Here is a 19,702-nt window from a genome sequence, read left to right on the forward strand (position 1 = left end):
CAATCCCTCTCCCGTGCTCCAGATATCTTTTAAGTTGCACCCCCCACCCCCATGCCCAAAACGAACAACATCTTCAGCGGTTATTGAAAGAGTCCCTGGCCTGGGTTTGGCCTCGGAATGACAAAAGGGACGAAGCGGCCACTAGTTGGTAGCTTACGGCGTGGCCGTCGGCTCAGGCGTGTTGGTGGGCGTTTCCGTCGGCAACGGGGTGTTAGTAACCGTGGGCGTAGCCGAAGGCAGGGGTGTGATGGTCGGCGTTGCCGAGGGGATGGCGGTTGGCTCTGGCATATCGTTGTAGATCACAATTTCATATTCAGCATACGTGTTCTGCGTGCTGTAGATGGTGAGGCGCAGCGAGAGCGCCCCACGCGTGATCTCATTCATGCGCAGGGTGTACACCCGCTCCTGCTGCGGAATGGGCGTGTTGCTGGCAGCGAGCTCCTCCCAATCGTGGTCATCCGGGTTGGTGCCGCGCGCCCATTCCAGCACATAGCGCTGGAAGTTCTGCGTAGCATCCGCCCGCACTACCACCTGCACCTCGTGCTGGTTGAAGTGCTCGCCGTTGTTGGGCAGAATGATGTCAAGCAGCGGGCGTGGGTCGGTATCGCGGCACTCGCGCAGCGGGGAGAAGTAGATCGGGTCATCGAAACCATTCGCCTCAGCCCAGTTGCGGCCCTGGCTGGTCTGCGTGATCCACTTGATGGCCCAGGGATCTTCCACATTGAGGCCAAAGCGCTCCTCGGTGAAGCGGTTGCCGCAAGCAGCCGAGGACTCGAGCCCGGTCCACGTATCGGCCAGCACGTCCTGCCACAGGTCATTGTCGGCGTCGGCTGGCGGCTGGCCTACGACGAAGTATTCGCGGCGCTGATCATCGCAGTATTGGGAGGGCTCGGCACCGGAGATCGTGCAAATGATCTTTTCCTCAATGCCTGCCGGGCGCACAAAGCTGCTGGGGTTACCGCCCGTGAGGTAGTTCACGGCTTCCTGCATGAACTCGGCCCAGATCGGCGCCGCGCCGCTGAGGCCGCTGGTGCCCTGCATCTCGGTATTGTCGGGGTTACCCACCCACACGCCCACGGCCACATCGGGGGTGTAGCCCATGGTCCAGTTGTCGCGGAAGTCAGTGGTGGTGCCGGTCTTGGCCGCTACGGGGAACGGCAGGTTGAGAAGCGAGTTGCTGCCGAACATCGGCGTGCGGGCCTGATTGTCCGACATGATGGAGCTGATGAGGAAAGCATGCTCCTCACGGATAACTTGCTCGCCACTGGGCTGCGGGGCTTCAAAGATCACGTTGCCCTGGAAATCCGTAATGCGCGTGATGGCCACCGGAGTGAGAGCGCGGCCCTGGTTGGCAAAGATGGCGTAGGCATTGGTCAGATCCAGCAGCTTGACCTCGCCGCCACCCAGAGTGAGCGCCAGGCCGTACTGGTCGCTGTGCAGATCAGTGATGCCCAGGCGGTGGGCGAAGGCCACCAGGCCCTCTTCCTCCGGCGTGTCAGGATTGTCGTAGATGCCGACGAAATCGAGCGCCTTGACCGCGGGCACATTGTAAGAATTGGCCAGCGCCGAGCGCACGGTGACCGGGCCGTGGAAGCGCTCGTCATAGTTCTGCGGGATGTACGGCGGGCGCGTATCGGTGGCCAGGCCCGAGGGGGGGAACTCCGACTCCACGTCCCAGATAAGCGTGGATGCAGTCCAGCCCTTCTCGAAGGCGGCCACATAGGTGAGCGGCTTGATGGAGGAACCCGGCTGGCGCGGGGAGACAGCCATGTTGATTTGGCCGTCGATCTCCTCGTTGTAAAAATCGGCCGAGCCGACCATGGCAAGGATGTGCCCATCGCTGGGGCGCATGGCCACCAGTGCGCCGCTGCCCACATTGCGGTCTTGCAAACCGGCGATGTGCTCGCTCAATGTATCCTGCGCCATGTCTTGCAACTCCGGATCAAGCGTGGTGTGCACGGTGAAACCGGAGCGATAGATGGTCTGCGGGTCGTACTGGGCTTCCAGCAACGAGCGGATGTAGTGCACCCAGTGCGGGTAGCGGATCTCTACCCCGGGTTGGTTGAAGCGATAGTCAAGCATTTCCAGGCCGGCCGTAGCGGCTTGATCCAACGAGACGCATACGCGCTCCGAGCTGTTGCTGACGTAGATGCAGCCAGCTTCAGCGCTGAGGCTATAGATGAGTCGCAGCACATATTGCTGGCGGCCCAGCGCAGCCTCACGATTGGTATAGACATCGTATACGGATGGCGATTGCGGCAAGCCGGCCAGGAAGGAGGCCTGGGCCAGGGTGAGCTCGCTGGCTGAAGTGCCGAAGTAGGTCTCGGCGGCAGCTTCCACACCGTAGGCCATGTTGCCGAAGTAGATCTCGTTGAGGTACAGCTCCAGGATCTCCTCCTTGGAGTAGCGGCGGGTGATCTCGGCCGCCAGGATCGCTTCGCGCACTTTGCGAATATAAGTGCGCTGCGAGGCTTCCTCGGGCGAGAATAGCAGCATGCGTGCCAACTGCTGCGTAATGGTGGACGCGCCGGAGACGATCTCGCCATCGGCACGGTTCTGGAAATAGGCGCGCGCAATGGACATCACATTGAAGCCGGGATGGTTGTAAAACTCCTTGTCCTCAGCGGCGATGGTGGAAGCGACCATGTACGGCGAGATTTCGGCCAGCGGCACATAGCTGCGGCGGCCAGCATTGGGGTCAAGGATCTCGTAGAGCAGGTTGCCGTTCGCATCCAGAATGCGGGTGGTCTCGAACTGCGAGGTGCGCTCGTGCAGATCAGCCACCGAGGGCAGGCTGGAGGCGATGACGTAGTATTCGTAGAAGGCGAAGGCCAGGCTGGCCATCGCCAGCAGGATGGCGGCGATGCCGCCATACACCAGCACGCGCGGCAGGCAGCCCATGCGGCTGACCCGGCCCCACCATTGCTTGAAGCGCGAGCCGCCGCCGTTGCCGGTGGCACTGGCGGCTGTGCGCCCGGTAGTGCTGTAAGCGGCGCGGCTGACGCGGGTAGCTTCGGGGTCCACTTCGGCGACGCGGCGCGGCAGGGGCATGCCGAACTCGTCCATGGCCGGGCGCGGCCCCGAGGGCGTGTGGCCCAGAGGCGGCGGGGCGGGCGTGGAATCGCCCACGGGTTCAAAGATGGTGGGGGCCTCGTCCGGCGCGATAGTACTGCCAGCAGGGGTCACCGGCACCGGGCGGCTGGGCTGGGTGTCGCTCAAGTCAGGAGTAGTACTCTCCTGCGGAGAGTTGCCCTGTGGAGAGTTGTCCTGCGAGGAGTTTACGGAATGGGCGCCCGAAGCCGAGAGGCGGCGGAAACGATCGGTAGCGCCCTCGCCGGGGTGCTGTTTCTCTGGGGGCTGGCCGGTATCTTCGGGCAGGCTGCCAGTCATGAGGGCTATTTAGGGCGGCTGAGGAACAGCGCCGTCCACACGCCTTTCATCAGGGTTTCGCCAGTCTGGTTCTTGAGCTCGACCTGCAGGTTGATGGAACCGCCGCCGATGCGCGGCAGCGCCTTGGTGACCAATACTTCGGTCTCAACATGTACAGTATCGCCAATGAAGATGGGCTTGATGAACTTCCACTCAGTGATCTCGCGGAAGGCCATGATGGTGCCCGACATGATGCCGGTTTGAACGATGAGGCCGGAGGCGTAGGAAAGACCCAGCAGGCCATGGCCCACGCGGGCGCCGAAGGGCGTGGTCTTGCTGTACTCGGCGTCTACGTGAATTTGGTTAAAGTCGCCCGTGAGACCAGCGAACATGACGATATCGGTTTCGGTGACGGTGCGGCCGGCGGTAGCCAGCTTCTGGCCCACCTCAAAATCTTCAAAGTACATACCGCGTACGGCTGGTTCTGCGCTCATGGGAGTCCTCCGGCTGGCTGTGATGTAAGCTCTGGAGCGATTCTAGCATATGGCGCTTGGCAGCATGTGCGGCATGCTTTTGTTAAACTAGGCATGCTATTTTGAACGAAACTCGACCCAGGCTTGTTCCCCTCATGCGCGTACCTGTCATTCTACTTTTAGCGCTAGCCCTGGTGGGATGCAACTACCCCACCAGCCCGGCTGTGCTGACGCCAGCCACGGCGCAGCCCAGCGCCACCCCGCCGCCCACTGAGGCGCCGCGGGTGCTACCGCATGCGCTGTACTTTCTGAGCGAGCGCGAAGGCAGCGCCGCCATCTGGCGGCTGGATGCCGACGGCGTGAGTTTGCAGCAACTAACCAGCGAGAGCGAGCCGGTGGATGAGTACGAGGTGGCCGGCGACGGCACGCTGGTGTACCGCATCCAGAACCGCATCTATCGCTACAATGCGACCGGCCCACAAACCCTGGTGGACAATGCCAGTGCGGATGCCGGCGAGGCCAGCTTCGCCTACACGGATGCGGTGCGTGCCCCGCGCCTGACGCCCAACGGCGCCACGCTGGCGTATGCGCAGGGCGGCGTGTGGCTGTTCGATCTGGCCAGCGGAAATTCGCTGCAAATTCTCGAAAACATCATTGAAATTGAAGATGGCAGCATCACTCCGCTGGAACTGTACGCGCCGGTGGCCTGGTCGCCCTCAGGCTTGCAATTGCTGATCTCGGTGGCTGGGCCGGATGGCAGCGGGCTGGGCGTTTGGGATGTGCGCACGGAAAGCTTTACGCGCCTGCAGGGCGAAGCCGTCCTGTGCTGCCAGGCAAGCTGGACGGCAGACAGCCAAAGCGTGCTGCTGGCCAGTGCGGCGCTGGGCCTGGTGGAGCCAGGCTTGTGGCGCTTCGACGCCAGCACGGGCGAGGCTACGACGCTTATCGAAACGCAAGCCGAGGACGCTTACCATTTTGTGGGCTGGCCGCTGCAGCTGCCCAATGGCGACCTGCAGTACTTCTACGCCAGCGCAGCCGAGATCCACGATGCGGACCTGCCGCTGTACATGGTGCGCTCGGCGGCAGACGGCGCCGGCGGGCGCAGCCAAATGCGCGACGACGCCTTCAGCCTGCGCGAGGCGCTATGGGCGCCCGACGGCAGCCTGGCGCTGGTAGCGCAGAGCGCCGCCAGCGGTGCGGGGCCGATCGTGCTGGCCTATGCGGATGGCCGCCCGCTGCTGGTGCTGGTGGATTTTGGGTATGAACTGAAGTGGGGAGAGTAAAGGTTAGTTAAAACTAGCGATAGGTGCCACTACAGCTACGGATCGAGTTTGCGATAAGCGCGGTTGAAATAGACCAATGGCTGCTCATCCTGCTCATCGAGCGGGGTTCCGGCGGCGAGCACCTCGCTGATGAAGATGGTATGCGTGCCGGCGTCATGCGTCACCGAAACACGGCAGTCGAAATAGGCGATCGCCTGGCGCAATAGTGGGCTACCCGTCTCCAGCGTAAAGATATCTACGCCCTCAAAACGATTGCTCTGCTCGCTCTCACGCCCGGCAAAACGGTTGGATAGCTCTTGCTGGCCGGCGGCCAGGATGCTGACGCCAAAGCGGCCAGCCTGCATCACCAGCTGGTGCGTGCGGGTGGCCTTCTCCAGAGAGATGGAGACCAGCGGCGGCTCCAGCGAGAGCGACGTGAACGAGTTGACCGTCATTCCGTGCTGGCTGCCTTGGTGGCTGGTAGTGACCACGGTCACACCAGTAGTCCAGAAGCGCAGAACATCTTTGAGTTGATCGGGGTTGGGGCGCAAAATGGCGCCAGGTTGGGCTTGCTGCTGCATGAAATCATTGTAACCCTCTGGATTGGCGGGCTGCAGGTGCAAATCACGTGCCAGCGCCAAAAAGCTATTGGAACGCCGCCCGATTCGGGGTAGCATGGTTTTCCTTATGCTGCAAGATGACCTTCCGTCTGAGATCAACGAGCCTGGCTTCAGCGAGCCTGCAGGGCGACGCCAACGGCCGCGCCGCGCCAGCATGAACGTGTTCGCCCAGCTCACAAGCATTCTGGCGGTCAGCGCGGTGCTGGCCACGCTGTTCACAGCGTTCACACCGCTGGGCTTGCTGCCGGCGGGGTTGACCGAATGGGTGGCCGAGCAGTTGAGCGGCGGTGGCAGCAGCGTGGGCAGCAACTTCCCCACGCCCACTCCGCGCCCCCGCCCGTTGATAGGCATCGTGGCCGGCCATTGGGGCAACGACTCGGGCGCAGTGTGCAGCGACGGCCTGACGGAAGTGGAAGTAAACCTAGATATTGCCACGCGCGTGCAGCAGAAGCTGACCGACGCCGGATTTGATGTGGACTTGCTGCAAGAGTACGACGATCGTCTGCAGGGGTATAACGCGCTGGCGCTGGTATCGATCCACGCTGACACCTGCGAATACATTGACGATAATGCCACCGGCTTCAAGGTGGCTTCATCCCTGGCCAGCAGTGCGCCTGAAAAAGCACAGCGCCTGGTAGCCTGCCTCAGCAATCGTTACCAGAGCGCCACTGGCTTGCGTTATCACCCGGCCAGCATCACGGCCCACATGAGCAACTATCACACCTTCAACGAGATCCATCACGACACGACAGCCGCCATCATCGAAACCGGCTTTATGAACCTGGACCGGCAGATGCTGACCCAGAACTCAGACAGTGTGGCGGATGGGATTGCGCGCGGCATGCTGTGCTACATCTACAACGAAAGCGCCACCTCGCCGGAGGGTAACTAGCATGGCGGCGGCCGCCTGGCACACGCTGTGTGTCGAAGCCCGCGCCGCGCTGGCCGCCGGACACAAGCCTGAGGCGCGTCGCCTGGCGCGCCAGGCGGCGAAGCTGGCGCCGCAGCAGGAGGAGCCTTGGCTGCTGCTGGCCGCCATGGCCGCTCCTGCCGCAAGCATGGCCTATTTAAAAGAAGCGCTGCGCATCAACCCGCGCTCTACGCGGGCGCGCAAAGCCATGCAATGGGCGCAGGAGCGCACAGAGAGTAAGAAACAGGCGCGGGCGCAGGTGGCTACCGGCGGCAAGACAACTTTGGCCATGCCGCGCCTCAGCGGCCTGGTGCTGATGGCGCTGGCGGCCGGCACGGTGGCGTTCGCATTGTTTGCCTGGCTGCGCCCTCCCGGGCTGGATGACGGCTTGCGTTTCGTCAGTGCGGCCGCGGCGCAAAGCATTGACGGCCTGCTGGCCACCAGCACGCCCACCGAAACCGCCACGCCCACAGCCAGCAATACACCCACGGCCACCCATACGCCAACCCACACGGCTACTCCGAGCGCCACGCCTTCCCCCACGCCCACGCTGACCCCTAGCCCAACCCCTACAGCCACCATCGGAGCGGATGTGAGCGAGCTGGAGAAGCACTTCGTCGAGCTGCCGCGCGGCGTTGGCCCCAACGAGCGCTGGATCAATGTCAACCTGAGCAATCAAACTCTAGAAGCCTATGAGGGCAGCACGCTGGTGCGCAGCTTTGTGATCTCCAGCGGCCGCTCGGGTTCGCCCACCGTTACGGGCACCTTCAAGATCTGGATCAAGGTGCGCATTCAGGATATGTCAGGCCCCGGCTACTACATTCGGGATGTCCCCTGGGTCATGTATTTCTACGGAGACTACGGCATCCACGGCACCTGGTGGCACAACAACTTCGGCACGCCCATGAGCGCTGGCTGCGTGAACATGACGGTGGAAGACTCTCAGTGGATGTACAGCTGGGCCAGTGTGGGCACCACTGTGCAAGTGCACTATTAGTTTTATTTTTTATATATCGCTAACGCAGGCTGCCACCAGCTTGAGTAAGATAAGGCATGGCAAAACATGCACTTTTCAGCGGCCTGGTGATTGACGAATTTGACCAGCCGGTCAATTCCACCCATGTTGGGCAGGAAGCCTTCTATGTGGTCAACGACCAGGGCTTCATGCGCCATGTCCCCTCAGAAGATGTAGACCGCCAGGTGCTGCGCCAAATGGGCGAGATGCTCTCCGGCCACGAAGAAGAGCTGAGCAAGCAAGCCGCCCAGATGATGGGCCAGGACGATATCTTTACCCAGGCCGCCATTTTTAACCAGCTCAAGAACGTAGACGAGCAGTTTGACCAGGTGCTGGCCCAGGGCCTGCCCGAAGCCAGCCGCGCCTACCTGGGTATGAGCGGCTTCAAAGTGCGCATTAACCTGCATGGCGAGGTGCTGGAAGTGATCCAACCCGGTCAGATTGCCCCCGAAGATGGCGAGGAATAAGTAACAAAAAGCTCGGGCATTTTTGCCCGAGCTTTGATTTATATAGCAGTTATGCCTACGGCAGGCGGATGATGAACTGGTAACCGAACCAGGCAGCCGGGATGGCAGCCAGCCACGGCAGCACCTGGGAGGCAATATGCAGGCCATCCGCCGCTATCTGAGGCAGCTGCACCTGGAAGTACTCCAGGCCGAAGGCCGCACCAGCGAACAGGCCAAAGACCACAGACCACACTACGCCGGCGATGGTGCCCGCGCCCAGCAAGCCCACAAAAATATCTGTGGCCGAGAGGCCGCTACCGTGCTCAGATGTGTGTTCAGCAGACATGCATTCCTCCGAAAAAGTGACTAACGGGCATTATAGTTCAAATTGTGCAATTTGCAACTTTTGCCCAAAGTACGGGTATAATCCTGCCTCGTTACTTTAGACTTAGTAAAAGCAAGGAAAGAAGATGCCCAAAAGAACTTATCAGCCCAAGAAGCGCCGCCGCGTGCGTGTGCATGGCTTCCGCAAACGCATGTCCAGCTCCTCGGGCCAGGATGTGCTGAAGCGCCGCCGCCTCAAGGGACGCAAGAAACTCACGGTGAAAGCCAATAACCACGTCAAGAAGGTGGACTGGAACGCCTAAGCGCGCTTGCGTTTAGCTTCCACCGCCTACGAGGCGAGCAGGCTTTTGACTATCGGTGAAGCGAGGATTCCGCCTCAGCAGACCAGCCGATTTCAAACGGGTGCGGCGACTGGGAAAGTCTTACACGCACCCGTTTGTTGTGCTTGTAGTGTTAACAAATGATGCAACCGACCCACCAGTTGGCAGCAGCCTACGGGTGGGCGTGGCTGCCGGCCGCAGTGTAGGCGGCGCCGTGCAGCGCAACCGCGCCAAGCGCGTGCTGCGGGCAGCCATGCAGCCGCTGCTGCAACGCATCAAGCCCGGGCACGACCTTGTGCTGATCGCCCGGGAAGCAATTCTTGCCAGCAGCAGCCAGCAGGCACAGGGGGTGCTGGAGCGGCTGCTGCAACGAGCCAAACTACTATGAACGCACACCTCACGCACGACCACGCCGAGATCCATGAGCAGCCAGACCCGCGGCTGCGCGATCTGCCGCGCACATTGACCAACCTGCCGCGCTTTCTGCTGCTGATCCCCATCCGCATCTACCAGCTCACCTGGTCACGCACCCTGCCGCCGGATACCTGCCGCTTCTATCCCACCTGCTCTCATTACACCTACCAGGCCATCTATAAATATGGCGCGCTCAAGGGCGGCGGCATGGGCTTCTACCGCCTGCTGCGCTGTAACCCTTTCAATAAATCTGCCGGCTATGACCCGGTGCCATAAATTGGGAAGAGGAATGAAGAAAAACACTCTGCTTAAACTTGCCCTGTTGGGCCTGCTGAGCCTCGCCTTGAGCGCCTGTGGCACTGTGCCACCGCTGTCCTGGCCTGGCATCCATGTAGATGAGGCCAGCGGCCGCGCATACGTGGCTTATCAGAACCAAGTCACCGCCTTGAACAGCCAGACTGGCGCTTCGGTTTGGCAGTACCCCGCCGATCGCGACAATGGCTTCACGGCCTTTGCCGAACCTGCTCTGGGCGACGGCCAATTATTCTTTGGCAGCTACAACCACAACTTCTACGCGGTGACCCCTGGCAACGGGGCGCTGGAGTGGAGCTACGAAGGCCCCGCAGGCCAGTTCATCGCCAGCCCGCTGGTGGATGGCGAGCGCATCTATGCACCCAACGCCGACCACACGCTGTACACCTTCGACCATGCCGGCGCGCTGCTGTGGACCTTTACGACAAGCCATCCGCAATGGGGCAAGCCCGCTCTGGGCGACGGCGTAGTGTATATCAGCTCGCTCAACCATTTCCTCTATGCGCTGGATGCTGAAAGCGGCCAGGTGTTGTGGACGCTGGACACCGGCGGCACGCTGGCCGCCGGCCCGCTGCTGCACGAGGGCGTGCTGTACATCGGCAGCTTCAACAGTGAAGTGCTGGCGGTGGACGCGGCCGGCGGCGAAGTGCTATGGCGCGTGCCAACGGATGGCTGGGTTTGGGGCACCCCCGCCCTGTACGAAGGCCAGCTGCTGGTGGGTGACCTGAATGGCTTCCTGTATTCGCTGGATCCGGCCAGCGGCAGCCAAAACTGGACGCTGGAAACCGGCAGCTCCATCACGGGCACTCCACTGGGCTTGAACGAGCATATCTACGTCATCAACGAGGCCGGGAGTGTGATTTCGGTTGATCTTGACGGCAGCATTGTCTGGAATCAGGACTTTGGCACCGAGCTGTACGGCTCCGCCGTGGCAGCTGGTGACCTGATCCTGGTGGGCCAGCACAACAACACCACCACCGTGGTGGCCGTGAACGAGAGCGGCTCCCGCGTATGGACCTTTCCGCAACAGTAATTAAAGGACAGCCATGTTAGACATCATCATTGTCCCGTTTACCAATGTTCTTGTGTTTCTGTATGACATTCTGGGCCAGAACTTTGGCCTGGCGATCATTGTCTTCACCCTGCTGATCAAGCTGCTCACCTACCCTCTGTCGGTATCGCAGCTCAAGAGCGCCCGCATGACGCAGGAACTGCAGAATGACCCGCGCTGGAAGCAGATCCAGACCAAGTACAAGGACAACCGCGAGAAGCTGGCCCAGGAACAGATGAAGTTCTACCAGGAGAAGGGCATCAGCCCATTCAGCTCCTGCCTGCCGATGCTGATCCAGTTCCCCCTGCTGATCGCCATGTACTGGTCCATCCAGCGCTCGCTGGCGGCCACGCCGCTGGCCCTGCTGGACTTTGCACGCGGCATCGCCCTGCCCAATGCGGCTGAATTGCTGCCGCTGAACAGCAGCTTCCTGTGGATGGACCTGTCGCAGCCGGAGCGCTTGCACCTGGCTTTTCTGCCGTTCGCCATCCCGGTCCTGACCATCGTCGTGGTGGTCACCACCTGGCTGCAAAGCAAGATGATGACCCCTGCCTCCACCAACCCCAACGACCAGAGCGCGCAGATGGCTCGTTCCATGAGCCTGACCATGCCATTGATGATGGGTTACATCTCGATGGTGTTCCCTTCCGGTCTCTCCATCTACTATGTGATCAGCAACCTGTTTGGCATTGCTCAGGCCTGGCTGATGCGCCGCCAGCCAGCCAGCGCGGCTGCGCCGGCCAGCAAGTAAGTTAGAATTCCGGCAAGGTATCGCATGGAACATCGCACAAGTCTGGAAGTCATTGCCCCCACCGTGCACGAAGCCATTGAAAAAGGTTTGGTGGAACTGGGGCTTGAGGACACACAGGTAGACGTTGAGGTTTTGGACGAAGGCGGCACAGGCTTTTTGGGCCTGGGCGGCCGCCAAGCCCGTGTGCGCCTGATCGTCAAAGAAGGGCTGGCAAAGCCCGCCGCTGCAGCCACTCCGAAACGCAGCCGCCCTGCCGCCGAACCCAGCGCTCCGCTGACCGAAGCGGAAACCGAGAACTTGCTGGCAATTACCCGGGCCACAGTGCTGACCCTGCTGGAGCACATGAGTGTGCGCGCCGAGGTCAGCACGAGCCTGGGCGAACCAGACGAGCCGGATATGGCCCCGCCGGTGCTGGTGGATGTAGAGGGTGGCGACCTTAGCTTTCTGATCGGCCGCCATGCTGAAACCCTGAGCGCACTGCAACTGATCACGCGCCTGATTGTCGGCAAAGAAGTTGGCCGGGCAGCCCACATCATCATTGATGTGGCCGGCTACCGCCAACGCCGCGACGAGAATCTGCGCAAACTGGCCAACAAGATGGCCAAGCAGGCCGTCTCAACCGGGCGCCGTCAGACGCTGGAGCCGATGTCGCCCTCCGAGCGGCGCATCATTCACCTGGAGCTGCGCGACAGCGCCGAGGTGACCACAGAGAGCACGGGCGAAGAGCCGCGCCGCAAAGTCGTCATCATTCCGAAGTAGCCCCTTCTTTTACTCAACAAAAAAAGCGCATGCATACGCATGCGCTTTTTTGTTTCCAGAATCGCTGACACAGATTCGAATACCTATGACAGAACCATTGGTCAAAAACTGACCTACTGTTGAAGCAACTCCATGCAGTACAAATGCTTGTCCTACTTTAACAACTGAATAGATCTACTGACTCGGCCACAACAAACGTATCTGGGTTCCTTCACCGAGCTTTGAGTCAATGTAAAGATAGGCGCCAATCACGGCGGCGCGTTCATTCATGCCGGCCAGGCCATAGTGCCGGGCCGCCAGCAACTCTGTCAGGCTTGTGCCGTGTATGTCAAAGCCTGATCCGTCGTCTTCGATCAGCAAGTCGATCGCGTTGGCGCTCAATTGGCCGCTGATGTTGATCGTCTCCGGCTTGCCGTGCTCTATGGCGTTGTCAATCGCCTGTTGCACGATGCGGTACGCATGTTCAGCCACATGACCATCGAACATGACCTGGCTTTCGGGCAGCATCAGCGAGACCTGCACCTGTCCGTTCAGCCGGCTGGTCAGCTCATCCGTAAGCTCAACCAATGCGCGATACAAGCCAAAATCGAGCATCCCTGGGCGTAAGCGATAAATGAGCCGCCTAACGCCATCGCTGACAGCCTGGTGCTGTTGGTGCAAAGCCTCGCGATCTCCCTGGCCAGCGAGCAGGGCCATGCGGTCAATGCCGGTTAGCACGTCATCATGCAGCTCACGCGCCAAGTAGGCGCGGCTCTCCTCTTGCTGGTCAATGTCACGTTGGTAGAGCGCACGCAGCATGTCGGCCTGGTGGATGTTGACCAAGGCGATCGCCATCTGGTCAGCCAAAGAATGGAGCAAATTGGTTTCGGAATACGAATAGTAGTCATCCGGATCCTTGCGGCCCAATAGCCACAAGCCAACCGTGTCGGCGCCAGCCCTAACGGGAATGGCCAGTTGCACCCAGTCAGAACGGTGTTCCAATGCATCCGCGGTATGTGGGCCGATGGCCATCAGTTTTTGCTGAGTTTCTTCCCCAGGCACTTGCTGGGCCGTGACGCCCTGTGCATAGATCAGTTGGCGCCCAGGTGTTCGAGCATCAAATTGCAGCAGGGCTGATTGACGGATCAGCAGCGTAGGCAATACTTGCTTCTGCAACGTTTGGCCAAGATGCTGGCGGGTGAAACTGGTAGAGATCAGATTGGCAAAACGCTGCTGCAAACCCTCGGGCGGCATGGGGATGTTGAGAAAGCGGCGCTCGACAAAGCGCTGAAAACGCTCAAAGGCAAAGATGTTGAACAGGGTGACCAGCAAACCGGTAACCAGAATGGCCAGGGCGATCTCTTGTGGATTCTCAAGCCGCGGGGCAAACGACGACACCAGGATGAGAGTACCTATGAACAAGAGCAACAGGAATAGATAGACCGAGATGAGACGATTGGCTCGCAGCTCCATGCCGCCCAGCTGGCGGCGATAAACCACATACAAGTAGCCGCCTGGACAGGCCGCCAGCGAGAACACGCCACCCGCGCTTAGCAGCGGCAGGGGCACCTGGGCTGTGGCTAGTCCAAGAATGAGCGTGGGCAGCAGCGCCAATGCGAAGGAGCCTAACAGCAAACCGACCTCGCGGCGCTCGCCCCGGCTGGCGAAGAAGCGCACCAGAAGCATCAGGAAGCTGCCCACTACCGCGACGAACAGCGCGTAGGCAAAGGCATTCGGGTCTACACGGTTGAAGGCTTGCAATGCCGCGAAACCCATGCCAATGGCATACAAGACGCCCCATACCGCTCTGGGCAGGCGCGGGAATGGCCTTGGAAAGTTCCAGTGCAGATGCAGATACACCGGCAAGCTGAGCCAGATACCCATGCGGAAGACTTGTGGGCTGTAGAACACAGCAGTGCGCGAGATCGAACCTGCTATCAGCCATACCGCGGTCACATAAGAAAAAAGCACCAGCAGCCGCCAGCGTACATCCTGCGGGCGTACATGGAAGTAGATGATAGTGCCGGCAACCCAAAAAATATAACTTAGCCACCAGGTGTTGATAAGCCTGCCCCAAAACTCTGGCAGGTTGAACCCTGGTACTACGATCTGCACTTCTCGTTCTGTGCCGGCTGTACTGACATGCATCTCCACCACATCGCCAGGGTGCACATCAATAAACCATGGCTTGTGAATACTGTCTCGATACTCAGCGTAGGTGACTCCATTGACCTCCTGAACCATATCGCCCACCGTCAAAGCGCTTGAAACCTCAGCGGTAAAGAGATCGCTGATCTCGCCGCTGGTGGAATATTGGAACCCCAAATACGGGATAGCAAAGAAGCGCGCATAGGTGTAGAGCAGCAAGATAAACAGCACCAGGGCCGGCAAGATGAATTGCTTCAGGGGGTGAGCCAATTGATTACGCATAGCTTCAGTCAATGACGCAGGAGGTGATGCCCATCGAAAACCAGCAATGAACGCCAGTAGCAAAACCCCATTTTGTTCACTTTGAAAGGAAAACTACGATGTCTATGCAAGCATTTTACACAAACATTGCCGCCAATACGGTGGCTGAGCAGCTGCAAGGCCTGCTGCGCATCACCAAGGCCAGCCTGGAGCAAGTGCAGGCCGTGCGTAGCGAGCTCGCCTGGGACACCTGGGGCGAAGCCAAGTAAGTAGGACCAGGGGCCGGCCACATAAGTGGCCGGCCCCTGACACTATCAGGAGGAAAGACGATGAGTATCTATCATTCTGCTATTGAATTGCTTCTCGAACAACCTCAGGTAGCGGAATGGCCGCTGCTGCAGCGCGTGGTGCGCCAGGCCACCGGCAAGCCGCCGGTGGCCTGGGACTTCCCGATCGCCGGCTGCGTGGCGTCGGGGGCCGCCGAGCAGCAAGCGATACCTGCCGTGGCCGCCATCACCTGCGTCCACATTGCCATCATCCTGATCGACGACATTCTGGACGAGGATCCGCGCGGCGAGCACAACCAACTCGGCGCTGGCCGCGCCGCCAACCTGGCAGCCGGCCTGGGCAGCCTGGGTCAGTACATGCTGGAAACGTACCCGTGCCAGCACCCGCACCTGGCCACAGCGTCCCTCAACCAGATGATGGGCAACACCGCTTATGGGCAAGACCTGGATGTGCAGAACAACCACAGCGAAGAGGGTTACTGGGCCGTAGCACGCGCCAAGAGCTCACCCTATTTTGCTGCAGCGCTAACCCTGGGCGGATTGTACGGCGGCGCGGACCCTGGATTGGCCGAGCAGCTACGCCAGTTCGGCGCCCTGTTCGGCGAGGTGATGCAAATTCACGATGATCTGAATGACTGTCTGGCAGAGCCGGCCAATGTGGACTGGCTGCAGGGCCGCGCCCCGTTGCCGCTACTGTTCGCTGAGCTGGTTCCCCACCCTGCTCGCAAGCGCTTTGTGGAACTGCGCGGCCAGGTGGCCCAGCCAGATGCTTTGCGCGAGGCGCAAAGCATTCTGGTGAGCAGCGGCGCGATCAGCTATTGCGTGAATGAGCTTGTGACCCGCCACCAACGCTTGCAAGCGATGCTGGACAAGATGCCGCTGGTTGAGCCGCGACTGCTTCAGCAAATCCTGGACCATGCCATTGCGCCGGTAGAGCACTTGTTTGCCTCAGTGGGGACAAGCTTCAACCCGGGTACAGATCGTCCATCGGCGTGATGAGCCCAAGCTCGCGCGCTTTCAGCACTGCTGCGGTCATGTTGTTGACGCGCAAGCGCTTGTAGGAGTTCGAGAGCAGGTTGCGCACCGTGGATGAGCGGATCTTGAGTTGGGTTGCGAGCTGGTCGGTGGACATATCCGGGTTGGCCGCGCACAGCGATAGCACTTCGCGCTGGCGATCCGTGAGCATCTCTATATCCGCTCTGCTATCTGTTTGAGCCAAAGCCGCCACGGATTGTTTGGACAAATAGGTGCCGCCGGCTGCCACGGACAGGACGATCTCACCCAGCCGCTCAGAAGCGGCCACATCGGACTTGATGATATATCCACTGGCGCCAGCTTCCATGATGGAGCGGATCAACGTGGGCAGCTTGTGCCCGGAGATCACCAGAATAGCCATGGCAGTGTGATCCCTACGCAAGCGAGGGATCACACTGAACAGAGGGTAAGGTGCAAGCGTGCCTTGACTGGCTGGCGCCACCACGTCCAATATCAGCACATCCACCTCGTGCTTTGCCAGCAGCTGATCCAATTCCTCACCATTACGTGCAGAGGCGACCAACTCAATGTTGGGGTAAGCCGACAAGCGATAGGTGTAACCGTCCACCACCACTGGGTGGTCTTCCAAAACAGCAACACGAATCTTCTTTTCTGAGTTCAAGTGAGTGTTCATTCTGTGCCCTCCTCCACAGATACCTATCAGTACAAATGCCTATGCCGCTCAAACATGTGTCTATCGCAAACTACGACAATAAGTCGTATAACCAGAGCCAGTTCTACGTTGCATTTCGCTATTATCTTGCCATCAGCCAGAGGGGTACGGCTGATGGCAATGTTCTTTTTAAACCCCATCCCAAACACGCCACCCTCTACTTAGCAAGTATCCACTAAAAAACATTATAAGACCCAGCATGGCTGGCGAGCAATAGCCTAAAAGTGCGCATGATAAAATGCGCTCTGCTTGTACCTGCGCACGCTACTGCGTGCACCTAGGTGCGCCCCTATAGCTCAGTGGATAGAGCACTGCCCTCCGGAGGCAGGGGCCTGCGTTCGAATCGCAGTAGGGGCATACGCCCGCCTGGCGGGCGGGCTTACAGCAGTTCCCACTCGGCTTCGCCGAGTAACGGAACGTCAGGTTTCCTTAAGCGTCTGTGTCATCACTTACAAGATGAAGGTTCCTGCGGACTATGACACCCAGCATGGCTGGGTACAGTTCAAGCGCGGGCGGCTGGAGGCCGATGTAAAAGGGCAAGCATTTGCGCTTGCGCATCATTGCCCCTAACTGGCTGGGCATGTACGTTATCAAGCGCTCGCTGAACCGGCATGTGGAGATGTTCGGGCAGCGCGAGCAGCTGAGTATACGTTGGAGAAATTCAGACAATAAAAAAGAGCCGGCATATGCCGGCTCTTTTTTAGGCGAGGTTACGGCTTTGGCCCAAAGCCCCACTTCGCCAGAATCGCCTGGCCTTCGGCACCCAACACAAAGTCCACAAAATCTTGCGCCACGCTGCCCGCCGGCGCTCTCTCCACGACGGCGATTGGATAGCTGGCGACCACGTTGAGCTCATCCGGAATGGGGATCTGCAGCACGCTCCCGGCAATATCCGGCGTAACATCAGAGGTGTACACGATGCCCGCATCCGCCTCCCCCAGCGAAACCTTGGTAGCCACCTGGCGCACATTCGGCTCCTCAGACACCAGGTTGGCGTAGATGGCCGCGCCAAAGGCCGCATCACCCATTAATGCGATGCTCTGGTCGCTGTATTCACGCACGGGCACGTCCGGTGCAGCCAGCACCAGCGCAATGCCAGGGTTGGCAAGGTCGGTGTAGGTCTCAAGACCAGCCGGGTTATCCGCCGGCACGATGATGGTCAGGCGATTGGAGAGAAAGGCGATCGGATCGCCCTCAATGCGGCCAGCGTCCGAAGCCACGGTCATCTGCGTGAAGTTGGCCGCGGCGAACACATCCGCCGGGGCGCCTTCAATCAATTGCATAGCCAGCGAGGACGAGCTGGCGTAGTTGAGCAGCACATCCACGCCAGGGTTGGCCGCTTCAAAGGCTTCGGCGATCTCTTTGAACGCATCTGTCAATGAGGAAGCCGCCATCACCACCAACTCAGTGCTAACGCTAGTTTGTGTTTGCGTGGCTGCCGGCGCGGGGGCGCCGCAGGCGGCCAGAAGTATTGCGAAAAATACCAATATGGAAAGTGCCGGCCTCTTCAACGGGACTCCTTGGCGATTTAGGTGCGTACTTCAGCCACGCGTTCTTCGCAGCGATCCAACCAGGCCAGCACAGCACCCAACTGACCGAGCACAAAATCCAGCACCAGATCCTCCATACCGTCTGAACTGGTGCTAGCAGCCAGCAGCTGGCTGCGCTGCCTTTCACACACTGCACGCTGTGCATCGATCAGAGGCTGAGTTGGCCAACCCAGGCGGCGCGCCACATACAGGCGGCTCATGAACTGCACGCGCACCTGGCGCACACTGGCGGAGAGCTCGGACGCCTGCAGCCAGCCTTCCAGCCGGCGGCGGCCGGAGGCGGTGATGCTGTAATGACGGCGCGGCGGGGCATCGCCGCTTTGCAGGGTCTTGCCGCGGATCAGGCCTCCGCCCTCGAGGCGCTTGAGCACGGCGTAGAGTTGGCTGGTGCTCAGGGTCCACACCCGCCCCAGGTCAGCCTTGGACTGGAACAGAGCCAGCAGTTGATAGCCGTGCTGCGGCTCAGCCGCCAGAATGCCCAGGATCGTTTCGTCCGGAACGGGAATGGCCATACGCGCAGTATAGCACAACTCTATTCCATCATGGAATAGCAAGAGCAAAAGAACAGTACAAACGACATGCTCTTCACCAGTCACTGCTCACTGAGCGCTAGTTCCATTGCGCACTATAATAGGTGACGAAACTAGCCATAATTTGCATTCACTTGGAGGAACAGCATGGCACGTGTAGCTATTAATGGTCTGGGGCGTATTGGGCGCGCGGCGTTGCGCCTGGCCCTGGAGGATGACAATCTGGAAGTGGTGGCGGTCAACGATATTGCCTCGCCTGAGAACATTGCTTACCTGATCAAGTACGACACGGTGTATGGCCGCTTTGGCGAAGATGTGCGCGCCGAGGGCACAACCCTGCACGTAGACAAGCACAGCTTCCAATTCCTCAGCGAGAAAGACCCGGCCGCCCTGCCCTGGAAGGATCTGGGCGTGGACATTGTGATCGAGAGCACCGGCCGTTTCACTGAGAAGGCCGACGCCGCCAAGCACATTGAGGCCGGCGCCAAGTACGTCATCATCTCCGCCCCCACGAAGAGCGCCGATGTGCCCACGGTGGTGTTTGGCGTCAACACCTCTGACGAGGACGCCAACATCATCTCCTGCGCAAGCTGCACCACCAACTCGCTGACCCCGGTGGTTGAAGTCATCGGCCGCCGCCTGGGCATCCAGAAAGCGATCATGACCACGGTGCACGGCTATACCGCCGGCCAGGGCCTGGTGGACGGCCCCGGCGGCAAAGGCGGCGATTTCCGCCGCGGCCGGGCCGCCGCCGCCAACATCGTGCCCGCCACCACCGGCGCGGCCAAGGCCACCACGCTGGCTCTGCCCCAGTACAAGGGCAAGTTTGACGGCGTGGCGCTGCGCGTGCCGGTGCCAGTCGGCTCCGTTTCCGACATCGTGATGCTGACCGAGAAGAACACCAGCGCTGAGGAGATCAACCAGATCCTCACCGAAGAATCCGAGGGCCGCTACAAGGGCATCATCCGCGTGACCAACGACGAGATCGTGTCTTCTGACATCGTTGGCGACCCGCACGCCTGCATCATTGACATGGAAATGACCAAAGTGGTCGACGGCAACCTGGTGAAGATCTTCGCCTGGTACGACAACGAGTGGGGCTACACGAATCAGATGATCCGCAAAGCCCGCGAGATCGCTGGCACGCTGAAGTAAGCCTGCCGAACGTATGCAAACAAAAAAAAGCGCCGCA

21 protein-coding genes and 1 tRNA gene are annotated in these 19,702 nt (G+C 60.1%); 14 read left to right on the plus strand and 8 right to left on the minus strand.

What is annotated here, in order from left to right; genetic code table 11:
• Positions 1–153: 153 nt before the first annotated feature.
• Together KIT08_03145 and KIT08_03150 are read right to left on the minus strand one after the other, a co-directional pair.
• Entirely contained in the window at positions 154–3,390 is a 3,237-nt protein-coding gene (locus KIT08_03145; protein UYN90241.1) for a transglycosylase domain-containing protein, read from the minus strand.
• A gap of 5 nt (positions 3,391–3,395) precedes the next feature.
• Positions 3,396–3,863: a hypothetical protein gene (locus KIT08_03150; GenBank protein ID UYN90242.1), complete on the minus strand. Its 468-nt coding sequence runs from the start codon at positions 3,861–3,863 to the stop codon at positions 3,396–3,398.
• Positions 3,864–3,997: 134 nt separating this feature from the next.
• Here KIT08_03150 and KIT08_03155 point away from each other — a divergent pair, with 134 nt between their 5' ends.
• Positions 3,998–5,125, plus strand: coding sequence for a hypothetical protein (locus KIT08_03155; protein ID UYN90243.1), 1,128 nt, complete (start codon positions 3,998–4,000; stop codon positions 5,123–5,125).
• Between the two features lie 35 nt (positions 5,126–5,160).
• Here KIT08_03155 and KIT08_03160 read toward each other — a convergent pair whose 3' ends face one another.
• Positions 5,161–5,781, minus strand: coding sequence for a flavin reductase (locus tag KIT08_03160; GenBank protein UYN90244.1), 621 nt, complete (start codon positions 5,779–5,781; stop codon positions 5,161–5,163).
• A 10-nt stretch (positions 5,782–5,791) separates the two neighbouring features.
• On the opposite strand from KIT08_03160, the gene KIT08_03165 reads away from it, so the two are divergent.
• Genes KIT08_03165 through KIT08_03175 form a run of 3 tightly spaced genes read left to right on the plus strand, consistent with a single transcriptional unit; the run spans position 5,792 to position 8,116 of the window.
• Positions 5,792–6,616, plus strand: coding sequence for an N-acetylmuramoyl-L-alanine amidase (locus tag KIT08_03165; GenBank protein UYN90245.1), 825 nt, complete (start codon positions 5,792–5,794; stop codon positions 6,614–6,616).
• Position 6,617: 1 nt separating this feature from the next.
• Complete coding sequence (locus KIT08_03170; protein UYN90246.1) at positions 6,618–7,631, plus strand: L,D-transpeptidase; 1,014 nt, start codon at positions 6,618–6,620, stop codon at positions 7,629–7,631.
• 56 nt (positions 7,632–7,687) lie between these two features.
• Entirely contained in the window at positions 7,688–8,116 is a 429-nt protein-coding gene (locus tag KIT08_03175) for a hypothetical protein (GenBank protein ID UYN90247.1), read from the plus strand.
• 55 nt (positions 8,117–8,171) lie between these two features.
• On the opposite strand, the gene KIT08_03180 is transcribed toward KIT08_03175, so the two are convergent.
• Complete coding sequence (locus KIT08_03180) at positions 8,172–8,441, minus strand: hypothetical protein (protein ID UYN90248.1); 270 nt, start codon at positions 8,439–8,441, stop codon at positions 8,172–8,174.
• Between the two features lie 124 nt (positions 8,442–8,565).
• Between KIT08_03180 and rpmH the strand changes: the two genes are divergently transcribed.
• From rpmH to KIT08_03210, 6 genes are read left to right on the plus strand one after another with little or no spacing between them, the layout of a single operon-like run.
• Entirely contained in the window at positions 8,566–8,742 is a 177-nt protein-coding gene (rpmH, locus tag KIT08_03185; GenBank protein UYN90249.1) for a 50S ribosomal protein L34, read from the plus strand.
• 55 nt (positions 8,743–8,797) lie between these two features.
• Entirely contained in the window at positions 8,798–9,148 is a 351-nt protein-coding gene (gene rnpA / locus KIT08_03190) for a ribonuclease P protein component (GenBank protein UYN90250.1), read from the plus strand.
• Entirely contained in the window at positions 9,145–9,450 is a 306-nt protein-coding gene (yidD, locus tag KIT08_03195; GenBank protein UYN90251.1) for a membrane protein insertion efficiency factor YidD, read from the plus strand. Before rnpA ends, yidD begins: the two co-directional genes overlap by 4 nt.
• 13 nt (positions 9,451–9,463) lie before the next feature.
• Positions 9,464–10,519, plus strand: coding sequence for a PQQ-binding-like beta-propeller repeat protein (locus tag KIT08_03200; GenBank protein ID UYN90252.1), 1,056 nt, complete (start codon positions 9,464–9,466; stop codon positions 10,517–10,519).
• 13 nt (positions 10,520–10,532) lie between these two features.
• Positions 10,533–11,288 carry a YidC/Oxa1 family membrane protein insertase gene (locus KIT08_03205; protein UYN90253.1) on the plus strand — a complete coding sequence of 252 codons (756 nt, stop codon included), beginning with the start codon at positions 10,533–10,535 and terminating at the stop codon, positions 11,286–11,288.
• A 24-nt stretch (positions 11,289–11,312) separates the two neighbouring features.
• Positions 11,313–12,047: a Jag N-terminal domain-containing protein gene (locus KIT08_03210; protein ID UYN90254.1), complete on the plus strand. Its 735-nt coding sequence runs from the start codon at positions 11,313–11,315 to the stop codon at positions 12,045–12,047.
• A 174-nt stretch (positions 12,048–12,221) separates the two neighbouring features.
• Here the strand turns inward: KIT08_03210 and KIT08_03215 are convergent, their stop codons facing one another.
• Entirely contained in the window at positions 12,222–14,456 is a 2,235-nt protein-coding gene (locus KIT08_03215) for a hypothetical protein (GenBank protein UYN90255.1), read from the minus strand.
• A gap of 104 nt (positions 14,457–14,560) precedes the next feature.
• Between KIT08_03215 and KIT08_03220 the strand changes: the two genes are divergently transcribed.
• Positions 14,561–14,704 carry a hypothetical protein gene (locus KIT08_03220; GenBank protein ID UYN90256.1) on the plus strand — a complete coding sequence of 48 codons (144 nt, stop codon included), beginning with the start codon at positions 14,561–14,563 and terminating at the stop codon, positions 14,702–14,704.
• Positions 14,705–14,764: 60 nt separating this feature from the next.
• A complete protein-coding gene (locus KIT08_03225; GenBank protein UYN90257.1) occupies positions 14,765–15,718 on the plus strand; it encodes a polyprenyl synthetase family protein in 954 nt (317 codons plus the stop codon).
• On the opposite strand, the gene KIT08_03230 is transcribed toward KIT08_03225, so the two are convergent.
• Positions 15,687–16,391: a response regulator transcription factor gene (locus KIT08_03230; protein UYN90258.1), complete on the minus strand. Its 705-nt coding sequence runs from the start codon at positions 16,389–16,391 to the stop codon at positions 15,687–15,689. The genes KIT08_03225 and KIT08_03230 overlap by 32 nt on opposite strands.
• Positions 16,392–16,715: 324 nt before the next feature.
• Here KIT08_03230 and KIT08_03235 point away from each other — a divergent pair.
• A tRNA-Arg gene (locus KIT08_03235) sits at positions 16,716–16,787 on the plus strand.
• Positions 16,788–17,140: 353 nt separating this feature from the next.
• Here the strand turns inward: KIT08_03235 and modA are convergent.
• Together modA and KIT08_03245 are read right to left on the minus strand one after the other, a co-directional pair.
• Positions 17,141–17,824 (minus strand): molybdate ABC transporter substrate-binding protein, encoded by a 684-nt coding sequence (gene modA / locus KIT08_03240; GenBank protein ID UYN90259.1) that lies wholly within the window; start codon positions 17,822–17,824, stop codon positions 17,141–17,143.
• Positions 17,825–17,958: 134 nt separating this feature from the next.
• On the minus strand, positions 17,959–18,492 hold the full coding sequence (locus KIT08_03245; GenBank protein ID UYN90260.1) for a PadR family transcriptional regulator: 534 nt from the start codon (positions 18,490–18,492) through the stop codon (positions 17,959–17,961).
• 165 nt (positions 18,493–18,657) lie between these two features.
• On the opposite strand from KIT08_03245, the gene gap reads away from it, so the two are divergent.
• The gene (gene gap / locus KIT08_03250) at positions 18,658–19,665 is read left to right on the plus strand and encodes a type I glyceraldehyde-3-phosphate dehydrogenase (GenBank protein UYN90261.1); all 1,008 of its coding nucleotides are present in this window, start codon (positions 18,658–18,660) and stop codon (positions 19,663–19,665) included.
• Positions 19,666–19,702 lie beyond the last annotated feature (37 nt).

This window comes from Anaerolineales bacterium (genome assembly GCA_025808555.1).
Classification (GTDB): domain Bacteria; phylum Chloroflexota; class Anaerolineae; order Anaerolineales; family UBA11579; genus JAMCZK01.